19 protein-coding genes are annotated in these 15,967 nt (G+C 41.2%); all 19 read right to left on the reverse strand.

Annotated features, from left to right (window positions below; genetic code table 11):
- The gene (locus AC58U0_RS14035; protein ID WP_057301543.1) at nt 1–870 is read right to left on the reverse strand and encodes a MinD/ParA family protein; all 870 of its coding nucleotides are present in this window, start codon (nt 868–870) and stop codon (nt 1–3) included.
- Nucleotides 867–2,165 (reverse strand): flagellar biosynthesis GTPase FlhF, encoded by a 1,299-nt coding sequence (gene flhF / locus AC58U0_RS14040; RefSeq protein ID WP_497379593.1) that lies wholly within the window; start codon nt 2,163–2,165, stop codon nt 867–869. The genes AC58U0_RS14035 and flhF overlap by 4 nt, the downstream gene beginning before the upstream one ends.
- Complete coding sequence (gene flhA / locus AC58U0_RS14045; protein ID WP_497379594.1) at nt 2,162–4,195, reverse strand: flagellar biosynthesis protein FlhA; 2,034 nt, start codon at nt 4,193–4,195, stop codon at nt 2,162–2,164. The genes flhF and flhA overlap by 4 nt, the downstream gene beginning before the upstream one ends.
- Nucleotides 4,196–4,216: 21 nt before the next feature.
- Nucleotides 4,217–5,311, reverse strand: coding sequence for a flagellar biosynthesis protein FlhB (flhB, locus tag AC58U0_RS14050; RefSeq protein WP_497379596.1), 1,095 nt, complete (start codon nt 5,309–5,311; stop codon nt 4,217–4,219).
- Between the two features lie 10 nt (nt 5,312–5,321).
- The gene (gene fliR, locus AC58U0_RS14055; RefSeq protein ID WP_057301547.1) at nt 5,322–6,122 is read right to left on the reverse strand and encodes a flagellar biosynthetic protein FliR; all 801 of its coding nucleotides are present in this window, start codon (nt 6,120–6,122) and stop codon (nt 5,322–5,324) included.
- A gap of 12 nt (nt 6,123–6,134) precedes the next feature.
- Entirely contained in the window at nt 6,135–6,404 is a 270-nt protein-coding gene (gene fliQ, locus AC58U0_RS14060) for a flagellar biosynthesis protein FliQ (RefSeq protein WP_029195371.1), read from the reverse strand.
- Between the two features lie 25 nt (nt 6,405–6,429).
- Nucleotides 6,430–7,203, reverse strand: coding sequence for a flagellar type III secretion system pore protein FliP (gene fliP, locus AC58U0_RS14065; protein WP_057301548.1), 774 nt, complete (start codon nt 7,201–7,203; stop codon nt 6,430–6,432).
- Nucleotides 7,200–7,829 carry a flagellar biosynthetic protein FliO gene (locus tag AC58U0_RS14070; protein WP_497379598.1) on the reverse strand — a complete coding sequence of 210 codons (630 nt, stop codon included), beginning with the start codon at nt 7,827–7,829 and terminating at the stop codon, nt 7,200–7,202. The genes fliP and AC58U0_RS14070 overlap by 4 nt, the downstream gene beginning before the upstream one ends.
- A gap of 48 nt (nt 7,830–7,877) precedes the next feature.
- Entirely contained in the window at nt 7,878–8,240 is a 363-nt protein-coding gene (locus AC58U0_RS14075; protein ID WP_029195368.1) for a response regulator, read from the reverse strand.
- A gap of 24 nt (nt 8,241–8,264) precedes the next feature.
- Complete coding sequence (gene fliY, locus AC58U0_RS14080) at nt 8,265–9,545, reverse strand: flagellar motor switch phosphatase FliY (RefSeq protein WP_497379599.1); 1,281 nt, start codon at nt 9,543–9,545, stop codon at nt 8,265–8,267.
- Nucleotides 9,535–10,533 carry a flagellar motor switch protein FliM gene (fliM, locus tag AC58U0_RS14085; RefSeq protein ID WP_171688257.1) on the reverse strand — a complete coding sequence of 333 codons (999 nt, stop codon included), beginning with the start codon at nt 10,531–10,533 and terminating at the stop codon, nt 9,535–9,537. The genes fliY and fliM overlap by 11 nt, the downstream gene beginning before the upstream one ends.
- Nucleotides 10,534–10,568: 35 nt before the next feature.
- The gene (locus tag AC58U0_RS14090) at nt 10,569–11,054 is read right to left on the reverse strand and encodes a flagellar basal body-associated FliL family protein (protein WP_497379600.1); all 486 of its coding nucleotides are present in this window, start codon (nt 11,052–11,054) and stop codon (nt 10,569–10,571) included.
- Complete coding sequence (locus AC58U0_RS14095; RefSeq protein ID WP_029195364.1) at nt 11,055–11,276, reverse strand: flagellar FlbD family protein; 222 nt, start codon at nt 11,274–11,276, stop codon at nt 11,055–11,057.
- Between the two features lie 61 nt (nt 11,277–11,337).
- Nucleotides 11,338–12,159 (reverse strand): flagellar basal body rod protein FlgG, encoded by an 822-nt coding sequence (gene flgG, locus AC58U0_RS14100; RefSeq protein WP_497379601.1) that lies wholly within the window; start codon nt 12,157–12,159, stop codon nt 11,338–11,340.
- A gap of 88 nt (nt 12,160–12,247) precedes the next feature.
- On the reverse strand, nt 12,248–12,634 hold the full coding sequence (locus tag AC58U0_RS14105; protein WP_029195362.1) for a TIGR02530 family flagellar biosynthesis protein: 387 nt from the start codon (nt 12,632–12,634) through the stop codon (nt 12,248–12,250).
- Nucleotides 12,631–13,074, reverse strand: coding sequence for a flagellar hook capping FlgD N-terminal domain-containing protein (locus AC58U0_RS14110; RefSeq protein WP_057301555.1), 444 nt, complete (start codon nt 13,072–13,074; stop codon nt 12,631–12,633). The genes AC58U0_RS14105 and AC58U0_RS14110 overlap by 4 nt, the downstream gene beginning before the upstream one ends.
- 36 nt (nt 13,075–13,110) lie before the next feature.
- Entirely contained in the window at nt 13,111–14,553 is a 1,443-nt protein-coding gene (locus AC58U0_RS14115) for a flagellar hook-length control protein FliK (protein WP_497379602.1), read from the reverse strand.
- A 32-nt stretch (nt 14,554–14,585) separates the two neighbouring features.
- A complete protein-coding gene (locus AC58U0_RS14120; protein WP_497379603.1) occupies nt 14,586–15,494 on the reverse strand; it encodes a MotE family protein in 909 nt (302 codons plus the stop codon).
- Nucleotides 15,495–15,518: 24 nt separating this feature from the next.
- Nucleotides 15,519–15,962 (reverse strand): flagellar export protein FliJ, encoded by a 444-nt coding sequence (fliJ, locus tag AC58U0_RS14125; RefSeq protein WP_497379604.1) that lies wholly within the window; start codon nt 15,960–15,962, stop codon nt 15,519–15,521.
- Nucleotides 15,963–15,967 lie beyond the last annotated feature (5 nt).

Consider the following 15,967-nt stretch of genomic DNA (forward strand, 5'->3'; position numbering starts at 1 on the left):
CTATTTTAAAAGTTTCATCATTTTATTTAAAAAGCCTTTGACACCGGAAGTAGGTGTGTCGATTACTCGATAACCATTAAGATAATTATCGACTAATAATTGAAGACTTCGTGATGCGGCCGAATTCGGAAAAGCAACAGTAAAAGGTATTTGCTTTTTAACCGCCTTAGATACAGCTGCGTCATCGTCAACGAATCCTAATGTAGGGATCTGGATATCCAGAAATTGTTTTGCGACTAAAGAAATTTTATCAGCCGTGTGCTTGCCTTCCTTTGCATCGGTTACTCGGTTAATTACTAGTTTAAAAGAAACGTCATGTCCCATTGAGTTAACCATTTTAATAATGGCATATGCATCTGTTATGGAAGTAGGCTCAGGCGTTGTGACAACAAAAGCTTCTTCAGCGGCGAGAATAAACTTCAACGTTTCTTTGGACAATCCGGCCCCTGTGTCAAAAATAATAAAATCAACATACCCGTTAAGCTGCATGACTTGCTCGGCAAAGTAGTTCAATTCATCATCGGTTAAGCGAAGTAAATCGTTAAACCCAGATCCACCTGCTATAAAATCTAAATCATTGTAGCCTTTCTGGATAATTTCCCAGATCGTTTTTTCCTTTTTCAACAAGTGATACAAATTGTATTTGGAGGAAATCCCCATCAGCACATCAATGTTGGCAAGCCCAATATCTGCATCAAAGACAAGTACCTTATAACCTTGGGACTGAAGCGTTAAAGCAAAGTTTAGCGTAAAATTTGATTTACCTACGCCTCCCTTTCCGCTAGTCACGGTAATAATCCTGGTTGCTTTTGTGCCTTTTTCATTCTGTATTTGTACCAGGTTCCGCAACCCTTCTGCTTGATCCTTCATGCTCTAGGTTCCTCCAATAACAAATCAATGATTTGCCACTCATTCATTTCCGTAATATCATCGGGTACGCTTTGACCGTTTGTAACATACGAAAGCTGCAGTGAGAACTCGTGAACAACATTTAAAATCGCACCGTAGGAGTCTGTTTCATCCATTTTGGTGAATAATACTTTGTCTAGCTTAAACTTATTAAAATTGTTCGTAATCGCTCTCATGTCCCGATACTTCGTTGTTAAGCTCAGTACTAGAATAGTCTCACTATTTCCTTGTGTCTTTAACAAAGAGTTAAGCTCCGAAACATACATTTCATTTCGAAAATTGCGTCCAGCCGTATCCATGAAAATGACATCACATTCTTCAAGATTATGAAATGCTTTCGCTAAATCCTGCGGTGAGAAAACAACTTCAAGGGGTACATTCAAGATTGTTCCATATGTTTTCAACTGTTCAATTGCCGCAATTCGATACGTGTCTGAAGTAATAAATCCAACCTTACGTTGATACTTCAACACTTGCTCTGCTGCTAGCTTGGCAATGGTTGTCGTTTTTCCAACTCCTGTTGGGCCTACGAAATGTACAACGCGTGTTTGTGGTGAAATTTGTTTGCTTCGATTGGACTGAAGCACCTGCCCTAGCTTGGATCGCACCACTTGAAGAGCTGACTCATCTGTTACAGGCTCATCTGCAAGCTGAAAATCGGCCACAGCTTCATCCATAATTTGACGAACTAACGTAGGATCTACTTCTTGGTCAAATAAACGTTGTTCGATCTTCTGTAAAGGTTCAGGGAGATTTGACACCTCGGATGCATGAGTAAGCTTTCTCATCATTTCCTTCATTTGTTTGAGCTCCTCCATGAGGTGCTCATCTTTGAGAATGACTCTATTAGGTGCATTTACCGAAACGGGAGAGTAAGACTGCTGCGAAGCAAAACTCTGTTGCGTCTCAACACCTGCGCTAACGGTAACTGGTTCTTTTTGGATTGAAACAGGAGCAATCACATCTGGGACTTCAGGAAAATCAGATAGATGCGATTGAGCTCTCGCAGGTTGAACTTGACTCATGACTTTCTGCTGTTGAGGCTGAGGTGTAAACCGCTGAGCGGCCCCTCCTGAATTCGTGTTTGCTCCATCAATTGCAGCGATAACTTCAATCTTTTTCTTACCGAATAGACCAAGAAAACCACCGGTGCGAATTTCCTTGGTATTGAGGATTACCGCATCCTTACCTAAATCCGTGCGAATTTTTTGCAAAGCGTCTGGCATGGAATCGACAACGTATCTTTTTACTCTCATAAATTGACTACCCCCATACTCTGAATTTCAACGCTAGGCTCTAATTCGCTGTAGGATAATACAGGAATATCTTGCAAAGTTCTCTCAAGCAATTGTCTTAAATACATCCGAATCGTTGGTGAAGTTAAAATTACGGGTTGTTGTCCGGATTGAATTAATTTAGTAACTTGCTCACTGACACGATGATAAATAATTTGTGAAGAGGATGGGTCAAGGGCTAAGTAGCTTCCTTGATCTGATTGCTGAACAGAGTCGGCAATTTTCTTTTCCACAGATGGACCAACTGTAATCACTTTTAGGGAATCACCTAAAGAAGTAAACTGCTGAGTAATTTGTCTCGATAATGATTGTCTAACATATTCAGTCAATATCTCAGGATCTTTTGTATAAGAACCATAATCAGCAAGAGTTTCCAAAATCGTTACCAAGTCACGTACAGAAATTTTCTCACGCAGTAACTTAGCCAATACCTTCTGAACGTCCCCCACTGATAACACAGAAGGAATAAGATCATCAACAAGTGCTGGATACGACTCGCGAACATTATCGATAAGTGCTTTAGTTTCTTGACGACCTAGAAGTTCATGTGTATGTTTCTTAATAATTTCGGTTAAATGTGTAGCCACTACGGAAGGAGGATCAACGACTGTGTAGCCAGATAACTCCGCTCTTTCTTTGGTCACTTCATCTATCCATATAGCAGGCAATCCAAAGGCAGGCTCAGTCGTTTCTATACCTGCTATTGAATCATCATCAATACCAGGACTCATGGCTAGGTAGTGATTAAGAAGTAGTTCGCCGCGTGCAACCGTATTGCCTTTTATTTTGATGATATACTCATTCGGTCGTAATTGAATATTGTCACGGATGCGAATAACGGGTACGACAACCCCAAGCTCAAGCGCACATTGTCGGCGAATCAAGATAATCCGATCTAGCAAATCTCCGCCTTGTTGAGTATCAGCAAGAGGAATTAAACCATAACCGAACTCAAACTCAATGGGATCGACTTGTAACAAGGAAATGACACTTTCAGGACTCCGCACTTCCTCGATTTGCTGCTCCTCCACCAATTGTTCTTCTTTGATCGCTTCGCGCTCCAAATTCTTTTGCATTTTAAAAGCTGCGAAAATTAGCAATCCGGCAATCGGAAACGTAGTGAACCAGTGAATTGGTGTGAATAAACCAAGCACCATGAGGGTACCAGCAACAATATAAAGAAGCTTCGGTTGTGCAGTTAATTGTTTCGTTATATCGTGACCTAAATTACCTTCAGATGATGCGCGTGTTACGATAATACCAGCAGCAGTTGAAATTAACAGGGCTGGAATTTGACTAACGAGTCCATCACCAATGGTTAATATCGAGAAGGTTTCAAGTGCCTGAGAAAAAGACATTCCTTTCATCGTCATCCCAATAATAAAGCCACCAATCAAATTAATGACGAGGATGATGATGCCGGCAATGGCATCCCCTTTCACAAACTTACTTGCACCATCCATAGCTCCGTAGAAATCAGCTTCTCGTTCAATCTTTTGTCTACGTTCACGAGCCTGGACCTCGTTGATTAAGCCTGCATTCAAATCTGCGTCAATACTCATTTGTTTTCCCGGCATCGCATCGAGAGTAAATCTCGCTGCAACCTCGGCAACGCGCTCAGAACCTTTGGTAATTACGATGAATTGTACCAAGACAAGGATGAGAAACACGACGAATCCCACGACGATATTGCCTTGAGCAACGAAAGAACCAAAAGTTCTGACCACGTCGCCTGCTTCTGCATGCGACAAAATGTTCCGCGTAGTTGAGACGTTTAACGCCAACCGAAACAATGTCGTAATCAGTAGTAAAGAAGGGAAGATGGAGAACTGAAGAGCTTCTTTTGTATTCATAGCAACCAAAATAATCATTAAGGCAATCGATATATTAATAATTAAAAGAAAGTCCAGCAAAGGGATTGGAACCGGTACAATCATCATTAATACAATACCGATAATGCCTATAAGAACCAATAAATCTTTGATCTTCATCTGATTGTACCCCCCTCCTCATTAGTTCGTTTTGCCCTTCACTTTATATACATAAGCCAATACTTCTGCGACAGCCTGGAACAGCTCAGCCGGAATCGAGTCACCAATTTCCACCTGTGCAAAGATCGCTCGAGCAAGCGGTTTATTTTCCATCGTCATAATACCGTTTTTCTTCGCAACTTCTTTAATCTTTAAAGCAACATAATCCGCGCCCTTAGCAATAACTGTCGGGGCTTGCATATTGTTCGAATCATATTTCAAAGCAACTGCAAAGTGGGTTGGATTGGTAATAATAACATCAGCTTTGGGGACTTCCTGCATCATGCGCTGCATGGCCATCTGGCGCTGCTTTGCGCGAATCTTTCCTTTGATAAGTGGATCCCCTTCACTCTTCTTATACTCATCCTTAATATCCTGTTTGGACATTTTGAGACTTTTCTCGTACTCATACTTTTGATATATGAAATCAAAAATGGCAAGGACAATTAAAATCGCTCCAATTTTGATCCCTAGTTTTAGGGTGACCGAGGCAATAAATGAAAATGTACTCTCCAATGGAGCATGGCCAAGTCCTAGCAGTTTAGCTTTTTCCCCTATTAATGTCGTGTACACGACATAACCGATAATTAACATCTTCATTGTTGACTTAAGAAAATCCATCACGGTTCGCAGCGAAAAAATTCGCTTGAAGCCCTCGATCGGATTGATCTTGTTAAACTTCATCATCAGGGGATCGCCAATAAACATAAAACCAATTTGTGCATAATTTCCAATAAAAGCAACTAAAACAACAAGGATAAAGATAGGAGCTAAAATGATTAACCCTTGTTGGACTAAATCCACGAATAATACCTGAACGTTTGCGGCTGTGATGTCCATCGTCAGTTGATTCTCATACACGTTTCGAAAGATGTTTACAATCTTCTCTTTCATATAACCACCGAACATGAGGAACGATAGAAATGAAAAGAGTAAAATAAATGCCGCGGGTAAGTCCATACTCTTCGCAACTTGACCCTTCTTACGAGCGTCCTGCCTCTTCTTTGCTGTAGCAGATTCCGTCTTTTCCCCAGCAAACCATTGTAAATCGAGCTTCAATCGTAATGTTTGGGACACGGCTTACCTCCTACTTAGGTGATGGTTGCTGTGTGCCGCTAATCAGTTGAAGCAACTTCTCCATGTAATCAAAAATGGTTGCAAATAAATTTTGAAATTGAGATATTAATTCTGGGAAAATAATGACCAGCAGAAAAAAGCCAAGGATCATTTTCAAAGGTGCGCCTATAACGAAAATATTGAATTGCGGAGCAACCCTTGTTAAGAGTCCTAACCCTAAATCTGTCAAAAAAAGGGCTGCTATGATAGGAGCAGCGAGTTGAAACGAGAGATAAAACATTTTGGAAAGCGATTGAAACAAGAAATTCGAAATTTGTCCATCATAGATGCGGGTGAACAGTTGATTGTCCAGCGGTATCCAACGGTAGCTGTCAATAATCGCTCTGATCAAATAATGGTGCCCATCAAAAGAAAGAAAAAGCAGCACGGCGATCATATATTTAAGGTTACCTAACATTGGGCTTGAAGCCCCCGTTAGAGGATCAATCACACTCGCCATACTGAAGCCGATTTGCATATCCATAAAAGAGCCGGCTGTCTGGACAACCGTAAAAAAGATATAGGCCAGAAAACCAAGTAAAACGCCAACAAGCATTTCACGAATGATCAATAGAATGTATTCACCATCCATGGGAATGGGCTTATCCAACCCCATAGTCGCAAAAATGATTAACGAGATGAATACGGAAAGTCCGATTTTGAACATCATTGGAACATTTCTTGAAGAAAGAATTGGGACTACGACAAAGAACGATGTAATTCGACAAAAAATAAGCAGAAAGATAGGGATAACTTGGAAAAAGTATGTCATTTCGCTCACAACCTATCCAACGAATTTGTAAAGGTTGTTGAGTAAATTAAAAGTAAAGTCAACCAATGTATTCATGATCCAAGGTCCAAATATTAAAATAGACAGCAGAACCGCCACAATTTTGGGAACAAACGCCAAGGTTTGTTCTTGAATCTGCGTTGTTGCTTGAAAAATACTTATGATCAGACCAACGACAAGCCCTATAATAAGCATGGGTGCACTTGCTTTAAGCACAGTATAAACAGCCTCACCAGCAATCCGTATTACAAATTCCGAGCCCATTTAGAAACCTCCGATATCTTGATCCTTAACCATAGCTTAGGAGTAATGATCTCACCACAAGATACCAACCATCTACAAGTATGAAAAGTAGAATTTTAAAAGGGAGTGAAATCATAACAGGCGGTAACATCATCATTCCCATTGCCATTAAGGTACTGGATACAACCATATCTATGACCAGAAACGGGATAAAAATCATGAATCCCATCTGGAAAGCTGATTTCAGTTCACTTATTGCGTATGCCGGGACTAATGAAGTAATCGGTATATCTTCTACGCCTGTAGGTGCCTTAGCTTTGGTATAGTCTAAGAACAACTTTAGATCCTTCTGACGTGTATGTTTGAACATAAACTTCTTCATTGGTAAGGACGCTTTCTCAAAAGCCTGGGTCTGATTAATTTCACCCTTCAGATAAGGCTGCAAAGCTGTCTGGTTAACCTCTCCCAAAGTAGGAGACATAATAAAAAAGGTTAAAAACAGAGCTAGTCCGATTAAAACCTGATTAGGCGGCATCTGCTGGGTTCCAAGGGATGTTCGAACGAATCCAAGCACGATGACAATTCTTGTGAAACTAGTCATTAAAATAAGAAACGATGGTGCAAGACTTAATACGGTTAATAGGAGCAATAAGGTAACTGTGTTAGAAGATCCACCGGCAGCGCCACTAGTCCCAATATTCACATTTAACCCAGGGATCGGATTGTTTGGATCTGTTTCAGCAGCCGAAGCTGTCAGCGATAAGAGGAACACTGAAATCATAACAATCAGAAGCGTAAGAACTAATTTATTTCTTTTCATTCATCATTCAACCGATCTGTTTGTTTTTGATCAGAAAGCCATTCGTGAGCATCTTTATTACGGTTTGATACTCGCTGCAGCCTATCGTGAAATACTTGTTGAAAGGATGAAGTAATTTCTACTTCTTCCTCGATCTCTTTCTTTCTAACAGGAAGTTTGCTTATCCACTTACTTATTGCACCAAAGCCCACGCGATCATCCTCTGAAGAAGTAAGCAATTCCGAGATATACGCAACTTCATCGGCGTCATTGATCTTATCCAACAACTGAATGTTCTCACCGACGCCAACCACGAAGAGCGAATGACCAATTTCAACAATTTGAATCGATTTATTTTGTCCGAGGGGAACTCCACCTAAAGAACGAATTGAGTTCCCGAACATAGTACCTTTGTTTTTCTTAGCTATGTACTTCATAAGCACAAAGAATAAGAGAATAATTAATACAAGAAAGAAAATGACCTTAACAATCATGCCAAACGAATTAAATGAGTCAGTAGTCGGAAAATCCGATGTTGGAAGACCTTGTCCTGGCTCTGTTTCAGCAAAGCTAATGGATTTGGTATATAACATTGCGACTACACTTAATATGGCAGTAATCAGTCGTTTCGATTGGAGTCTTCTCATAGTCACAACCCTTTCGGTTTATGTAAGACTCAACCGAACGTTGACGGTTTAACCCAGAGTCTTTTTAATCGCTTCGATAACACGGTCTGCCTGAAATGGTTTAACAATAAAGTCTTTTGCCCCTGCTTGAATGGCATCAATAACCATAGCTTGCTGCCCCATCGCGGAACACATAATGACCTTTGCAGTAGGTTCAATTTTTTTGATTTCTTTCAATGCTTGAATGCCGTCCATCTCAGGCATCGTAATATCCATTGTAATTAAATCTGGTTTCAATTCTTTGTACTTTTCGATGGCTTGAGCACCATCATTCGCTTCTCCACAAACCTCGTAACCATTTTTAGATAAAATATCACGAATCATCATTCTCATAAATGCAGCATCATCAACAATTAGAATACGGTTAGCCATGAGTAAAATCCCCCTAAATTTAAATTATTGTAACTTTTGAATTCGTTCCCACTGGTTAACAATGTCTGTAACACGAACCCCAAAGTTTTCATCGATGACGACAACTTCGCCTTTGGCAATCAACTTGTTATTTACTAAGATATCAACAGGCTCACCTGCCAGCTTATCCAATTCAATAATCGATCCCTGGGAAAGTTCTAAGATGTCTTTAATCACCTTGTGCGTTCTGCCTAATTCTACTGTTACCTTAAGAGGTATATCTAGTAGTAAATTAAGGTTTGTATCATCAGCCTGCGCCATTGAACCCGATTGTAAATTCCCGAATTGTACGGGTTGAACATTCACATTCCGATTGGGCATCCCACCATAAGCTGCCGGAGGCTGCTGATACATGGGTTGCTGTGGCGGGTACATGGGTTGCTGTGGCGGATACATCGGCTGTCCCATTGGTGGCTGTTGATACATCGGTTGTTCATACACTGGCTGCTGTTGTTGGTACATAGGCTGCTCGTACATAGGACTAGGAGCGGCTGGAGGCGGTATATGAGCTTCCTGTGCAGGTACTGGTGACGGAGTCGGTGCTTGAGCCGCTGGTGCAGCCTCCATTGAAGAGTCAGAATCACCACCCATGAGAATCGATACCATTTCTTTGGCGAAAGGAACAGGTAATAATTGCATGATGTTAGAATCAATAAGATCGCCAATGGCTAGTCGGAACGATATCTTTATAAATACGTCCTCGTCGGGTAGTTTTCCTTCTCCTTTCGACAAATTTAATATGTCGATTCCTGGAGGCGAGATATTGACAAATCGATTAAAGATGGTAGACATGGACGTAGCAGAAGATCCCATCATCTGATTCATGGCTTCTTGTACAGCACTGATATGAATTTCACTAAGATTTTCATCACCGCCAGTACCATCACCGCCCATCATTAAATCAGCAATGACCTGGGCATCACGTGTTTTAATGACAAGCAGATTAATACCATCAAAACCATCAACATAATTCACATGAACCGCTACATGAGGTCTTGGAAACTGCTCTTCCAATTCTTCTTTACCGATAATAGAAACCTTAGGTGTCGTAATGTCTACTTTCTTTCCAAGCAATGTCGAAAGCGCTGTGGCTGCACTACCGAAAGTGATATTACCAATTTCACCAAGTGCATCCTGTTCTAGGGGAGATAAATAGTCTTCAACTTTAGGAGGCCCGTTAAAAGAAGAGGCTGAACTATCGTCCGATGACTGTCTCAACAAAGCATCGATCTCTTCCTGGGACAAATAATCTCTGTTATTCGTCATAATCTTCTTCTCCTTCGTTTACGATTTCTGTAATTTGTACAGCCATCTTCCCTTTTAAGGTACCGGGGCTTCCGAGATATTTCAGCTTCTCGCCCACTTTGACTTGAAGCGAATCTTCGACGGATTTATGCAGCGGGATTACATCGCCGGGCACTAAGCCAAGGAAATCGCGTATTGAAATTTCGGACGATCCCAATTCTGCAATGAGAGGCAGCTTGGTTTTTTCCAAGCGCGATTGAAGTGCTTCCACTTCTTCAGGTGCTCTCGTCTTCTTCTGGGAGACAAACCAGTGATGCACAGAAAGTCGAGGCATAATCGGTTCAATAACCACATGAGGGATACACAAGTTGATCATCCCTGTTGTATCACCGATTTTGGTACTTAGCGATATTAACGCAATGGTTTCATTAGGTGAAACAATCTGCATGAACTGCGGATTTGTTTCAAGGGCCTCTAAACGAGGTTGAATATCAATGACAGTCTTCCATGCCTCTTGTAAACTATCGAATGCTCTGCTAAAAATACGTTCCATCACAATCGTTTCAATCTCAGTTAAAGCATTAATTTTGGTTGGGGTCGTACCCGCACCGCCCAACAAACGATCCAACATAGCAAATGCGACATTGGGATGAACCTCAAGCACCATTCGACCCTCTAAAGGCTCCGCTTCAAAGATGTTCAAAATGGTCATTTTCGGGATCGAACGAATAAATTCGTCGTAGGGCAGTTGTTCAACCTGGACTACACTAATCTGTACGAACGTACGGAGCTGAGCTGAAAAATATGTTGTTAAAAATCGTGCAAAGTTTTCGTGAATCCGGGTTAAGCTACGAATATGATCCTTTGAGAAACGTACCGCTCTCTTAAAGTCATAGGCCCTTACCTTCTTCTGCGTTTCCTCTTTTTTAAGTTCATCCGCATCCATTTCGCCTGAGGACAAAGCAGCTAGCAAGGCATCGATCTCATTTTGCGACAGAACATCAACCATTCGAGTCACCTCCTTTAAGCAAAATCAAAAGCGAGTTATTGAAGTACTTTATCGGTTATCCATATTTGCTTAATTTTACCCTCATGTAACAGCGGATTTAATTTGTTCATTAACGTAGAGATTAAACTGTCGGAACCCTTGCTTCCTTCAATTTGATCTTTTGTCAAATCTCCAAGCGCTTGTACGATTGTTCCTTTAACCGCTGAGTCCAGCAAACTATCAAATTCTGCCTTACCTTTTGAATTTTCTAATTCAAAAGCGAAGCTGATTTTAATGAAGTTCTGACTGCCAGACAAATTCGTCAAAATATCTTTAATAATTGCAGTGTTAGCCTTTTTAGCTTCCGCAGAAGGCGCTTTCGTTGGCTTCACGCTTGCAACAGCTTCCTGAGCTTGAACCGCAGGGTCTTTGGATCGATTATTTTTCTCCATAAAGTTCCACAATACGAAGGCAGCCGTCAAAATCAGAGTAATTGCAATTAGAATGGAGACAATGAGTATGAAAATTTTGTTCTTAAACACTTACGAACCCTCCGCATCCCTGGACTTTATTGTCGCTCGCACTGAGCCAATCTCCTGCATGTAGGTCCGCACTAAGCTTACCACAACCTCTGCCTTTTCGAGTACTGTGATTTTCTTACCTGTAGTCAACGTGATCATAGTGTCTGGAGTCTCTTCAATAAGTTCGATCAGTATGGCGTTCAGGATAATGGCTTTACCGTTTAAACGAGTGAGAGAAATCATGTTTCTCCTCCTGTATCAGGATAAGGGGAGACTAGCTCCCCTCTTTCACATCAACTTAAAATTAATGTTTAAGATTAACGACTTCTTGAAGTACTTCATCCGATGTCGTGATAATCCGAGAATTCGCTTGGAAACCACGCTGAGCGATAATCATTTCGGTGAATTCACCTGTTAAGTCAACGTTCGACATTTCCAGTTGTCCTGAGATCAGTGTCCCTGTTCCCGTTTCTGGATTGCCTGGTGCCCCAACTTCAATTGCACCTTCTGGATTCGCATTGGCTGTCATTCGATACAAATTCCCACCAATTTTCTCAAGACCTGCAGGGTTAATGACTTTAACGACGCCAACTTTCTGACCTGTAGCAACCGTTGCTCCTGTCGTGTTAACACCAATGATATCGCCGTTTTGTGCAATCGAGAATGAAACAATGTCATCAGGAAGCACAATTGGACCGGCACCATCAGCACCCATAACATGAAGTCCTTCCGCATTTACCAGGTTTCTGGTTGGATCTAAAGTAAAGTTACCTGCTCTTGTCAAGTAAGGTGCATCCACCTGCTCGGTAGTACCTACTGCAAAGAATCCATCCCCGTTAACACGCAAATCAGTAGGGACATTCGTTGTCATTGCACTTCCAGCCGTATGTACAGTATCAATGGCAGCTAAACTTACACCTAAACCTACTTGCTGAGCATTCACACCACCGCGGTTCTCATCAGCAGCACTAACACCAGCAACGGTTTGACTAAGGATATCTTTGAACATAACACGGCTGCCTTTGAATCCGATGGTATTTACGTTTGCGATATTATTGCCGATAACATCTAATTTCGTTTGAAAACCACGCATACCTGAAACGCCTGAGTACAAAGATCTTAACATCTAATAGGCCTCCTAATCGGATATAAATATAATGAGCTGCTTCAATCGCTCCACAGCTCCAGGCTTCCTGCACGGTCGAGCCTGATGGTTAAGAAATAATAATGGCACTATCTATTTGTGTAAAAACATGTTCATTCATTGCATTTCCATCAAGCGCCGTCACAACAGTTCGGTTAGGAACATTAACAATTAAAGCATTTCCACCTAAAATCATAAGAGCATCCTTAGCACCTTTAGCAGCAGCCTTGTCGATTGCTTGGTTCAGCTTATCCAATTGCTCTGGCTTTAATTGAATGTCTCTCTCTTTCAGTCTAACCTCTGCATGATGACTGAAACGAACAAATTGCTCCTGAAGAAGTTTCTGGAAAGTTGGAATACCGGAATTGGATGCCGGTTGCTGTACAGGTGTTCGTCTCGTAGACGCTGGAGAAACCGCATTAGGATAAAGCTGCCCTATGGATATTCTCTCTGTCATTTGGTTTCTCCGACATTCTCAATTTTCTTGAGCTTGTCAAGAGAAATTTCCTCTCCCTTCACATTGGCATATTGATTTCCGTCTTTGAATGTAATGGAATCAATAACACCAGACTTTTCAACAGATGCTCCAGATGAGTCGATATCCGTCCATGTGATCGATTTCCCAATCAAGCCTGAAACAAAACCAAGAGATTGACGCATTAGCTTCATTTCACCAGCCATATTGGTCAGTTGCTCTACGGATGTGAATTGCGCCATTTGTGCAATGAACTCTTTATCTTGTAAAGGTTGCGTCGGATCTTGATTTTGAAGTTGTGTAATCAAGATTTTAAGGAAATCATCTTTGCCTAACGTATTGTTGTCTTTCTCTTTCGATTTTGCTTTATTTCCGGTATTGATCAAATCGGTAACATTACCTGATATCGGGGTTGTAGCCACACTTTCACCTCCAGCTGAATCACATAGATTGCTTTTTTAGGCAATAACATCGAAGGAGTTACCATTTACTGCAGTTCGTACTTGAGCTACATTTTCTATTTCTTGAGTAAAGTCAATTGAATCTTCATCATAGTTTCCTGAAGCATTTTTACTTTGACGCTGAGATTGACTAAATGTTTGCTGCTGACGTTGATCTTGAAACATACTGGATTGCATGTTTTGATTTTGAGTAACCTCAAGCTTCTCAACTTGCAAACCTTGTGTTTGAAGAGCTTGTCGTAACTGCGGAAGTTGACTTTCCAGCATCTGCTTACCAGCTAAGGAATCTGCAGCAAATTGAGCTATCAGTTGTCCATCCTGCATCGATATTCTTACATCAATATGACCGAGATTTTTAGGAAATAAAGATAGTTTAGCTTCAGAAAAACCGCCAGCCATCGTTATCTTCAAGTTCTTCAACACATGCTCTGTCATTTCTTCTGTAAAATTTGCCGCATCGATTGTTGCTGTTGGCGTTTTATCAACTGGAATAGCAGCTTGTTGCGCTTTCTGCAAATCACCGATCGTAACGATGTTATTCGTTGCTGGAGCTTCTTCAGTCGGTAAATCAACGAGGGCTGCAAAAGATTCTTCGGACGCTGTAGTAGACTCGACAACTGGTGCGTGAAGTACATTCTTGATTGCTAAAAGCTCAAGCTTTGACTTTGATGGTTGCACTAGGGTAAATGAATCTCCATCAGTTTTCTGCTCAACACCTAACTTATTTGCCTTTTTAACATGACTTGCTCTGTTAACAGATGTGGTATCACTCTTACTTTCTTCTACCAAACCTTCAGTAGCCTTGAGTGATTTCGTTGCTGCTTCGGTTATTGATGTTGGTCCCTTCAATGTCGCCATTAACTCTGGAAGCAAAGGCTCAATCGTGCTAAGTAAGTCCTGGTTCAAAAACTTCAAAATAGGATTGTCAGGCTGCTGTTTAGTCAAAGTAGTCAGTGTAAGCAAAGTATTCTGGGCTTGTAAGTTTAATGTATCAGCTGGCTGAAGATTCAACCCATTCGGTAGTGTGAAAGCCGCGTTAGATTGTGCATCACCAAGTGTGCTTAACAATTGCTGAGCATCTTCGAACCACTTCTTCACGTTCTGATCTTGTAATAATTGTTCAGCTAGCTTAGGGTTGCTGTTCATTGCCTCCAAAAGCATTTCTGGTAGAGGTTGATCTCCCTTTCCTTGCTCGACCTGCTGTACAACAGCGCCTTGAAGGGGCAAAACCAAGCTTTGAAGCATTTGAAGCAGCATGTTCAGAGAAAGAGCTGGATCGGAAGCATTTGCATCACCAGAAGCATTATCTTGAACAATTTGACCATCTAATACTTGATTAAAAGAAGTATCCTTGGTAGCCGTTTCAGTCGTACTTGCTTTACCTGTTGCTGTTGAAGCAGCATTGTTTCCAGCAGGTACTGTTGGCATTTGTACGTCCATTTTTTTCACCTCCCTTCGTGAAATCAATGACATTACTGAACAAGTTTAGCTGAAATTGAAGCTGCGATTTCTTTATTTGCGTCTGATAATGATGACATTACTTTAGAACGAGAAGCATTATCCATCCCACTGAGAATAGCTAACACTTTATCAGGGTTAGATTTATTCATTTCCAGAAGGACGTTGGAAGCACTTTTCGGTGTCATGTTGGCAAAAGTTTGCCCTAAATCTGTTTTGCTTACGGATGTTGTGGTCTTCGTCGCTCCATTAGTTGCCAATCTCTCTTGCAAGGCAGCAATTTGTTTATCGCGCACAGGAACAACATCCTTAACTCCAATGGAAGCCTCAGCCGCTTTAGTCGGGGTCATCTTTTCTAGAATCGCACCACGACTATCTGCTTTCATCATTGAAAACACAAGAACCATTTCTTTAGGTGTCAAAGCTTCAATGATAGGGGCAGCTTTACTTGGATTCATTTTTGCATACATATTCGCAAGTTGAGTAATTTGATTATTGTATTCTTCTTCGGTTTGCGTTTTATTCTTCAGCTTCTCTTCCAAATCAGTTAACTTCGCCTGAGCATCTTTCAGTGAAAGATCCTTCTGCTCGGTTGTCGAATCGGCTTTTTGCAAAGCTGTTTGAAGTTCAGCAATTCTTGCGTTTAGCTGCGTAATCTCTTCATCTTTCATCTTGTTGCTTTGCTCAAAAGTCGGTGCTTTACCATCACTCGTCACTACTGCTTTTTCTTTGGGAGCAGGGACGATTGTTCCAATGACTGGTGTATTGTGCAGCGCCTTCTGAATACTGCTCTTGATATCATAATCAAAAATTGACAACAGCACGAAGAGCAAAACTGCCGTAAACACAAAGGGGATGACAAACCATATCAGAAATCGTTCCAGTGCACTATAAGATGCACCCTCTATGCTTGTATCGGCCATCTCCTCTTCCCTCCTTTGCCTTCCTCAATACGTTAGTCGTCTGAAACGGTTAGTAGCCATCTCATCTAGAGCTTCTTGCTCTTTTTTGGCGACAAAAGATTGAAATTGGTTGTATGCCTTCTCTCTTGCCTTCGACCAAACTTTCTCATCAATCATTCTTTCCGAAAGATGTTCCTGCTTTTTGAGCACGACATGCTGTGCTTGCTGCACATCCAAATGCTTGCGTGCGATTTGCTGATCAACATGATTCATGTAGTTTTGCATCAACAGCATCTTGGAAATGGATACCGAACTGCTAGATACACTAGCCATTTCGTTATGGAGGCTATCTTTTTGCTCAAACAACCCATGCAAGCTCGTCTCTTCGTTCCTTAGTTGCCCCATTGCCTCAGACAATATCCACTCTGCCTGTGTTCGTTCATTGTTTTTCAAATCGACAATTTGCTGGAAAGAATAACGAAAATTCATTCAGG

The sequence above is a fragment of the Paenibacillus sp. J31P190 genome, assembly GCF_059692075.1.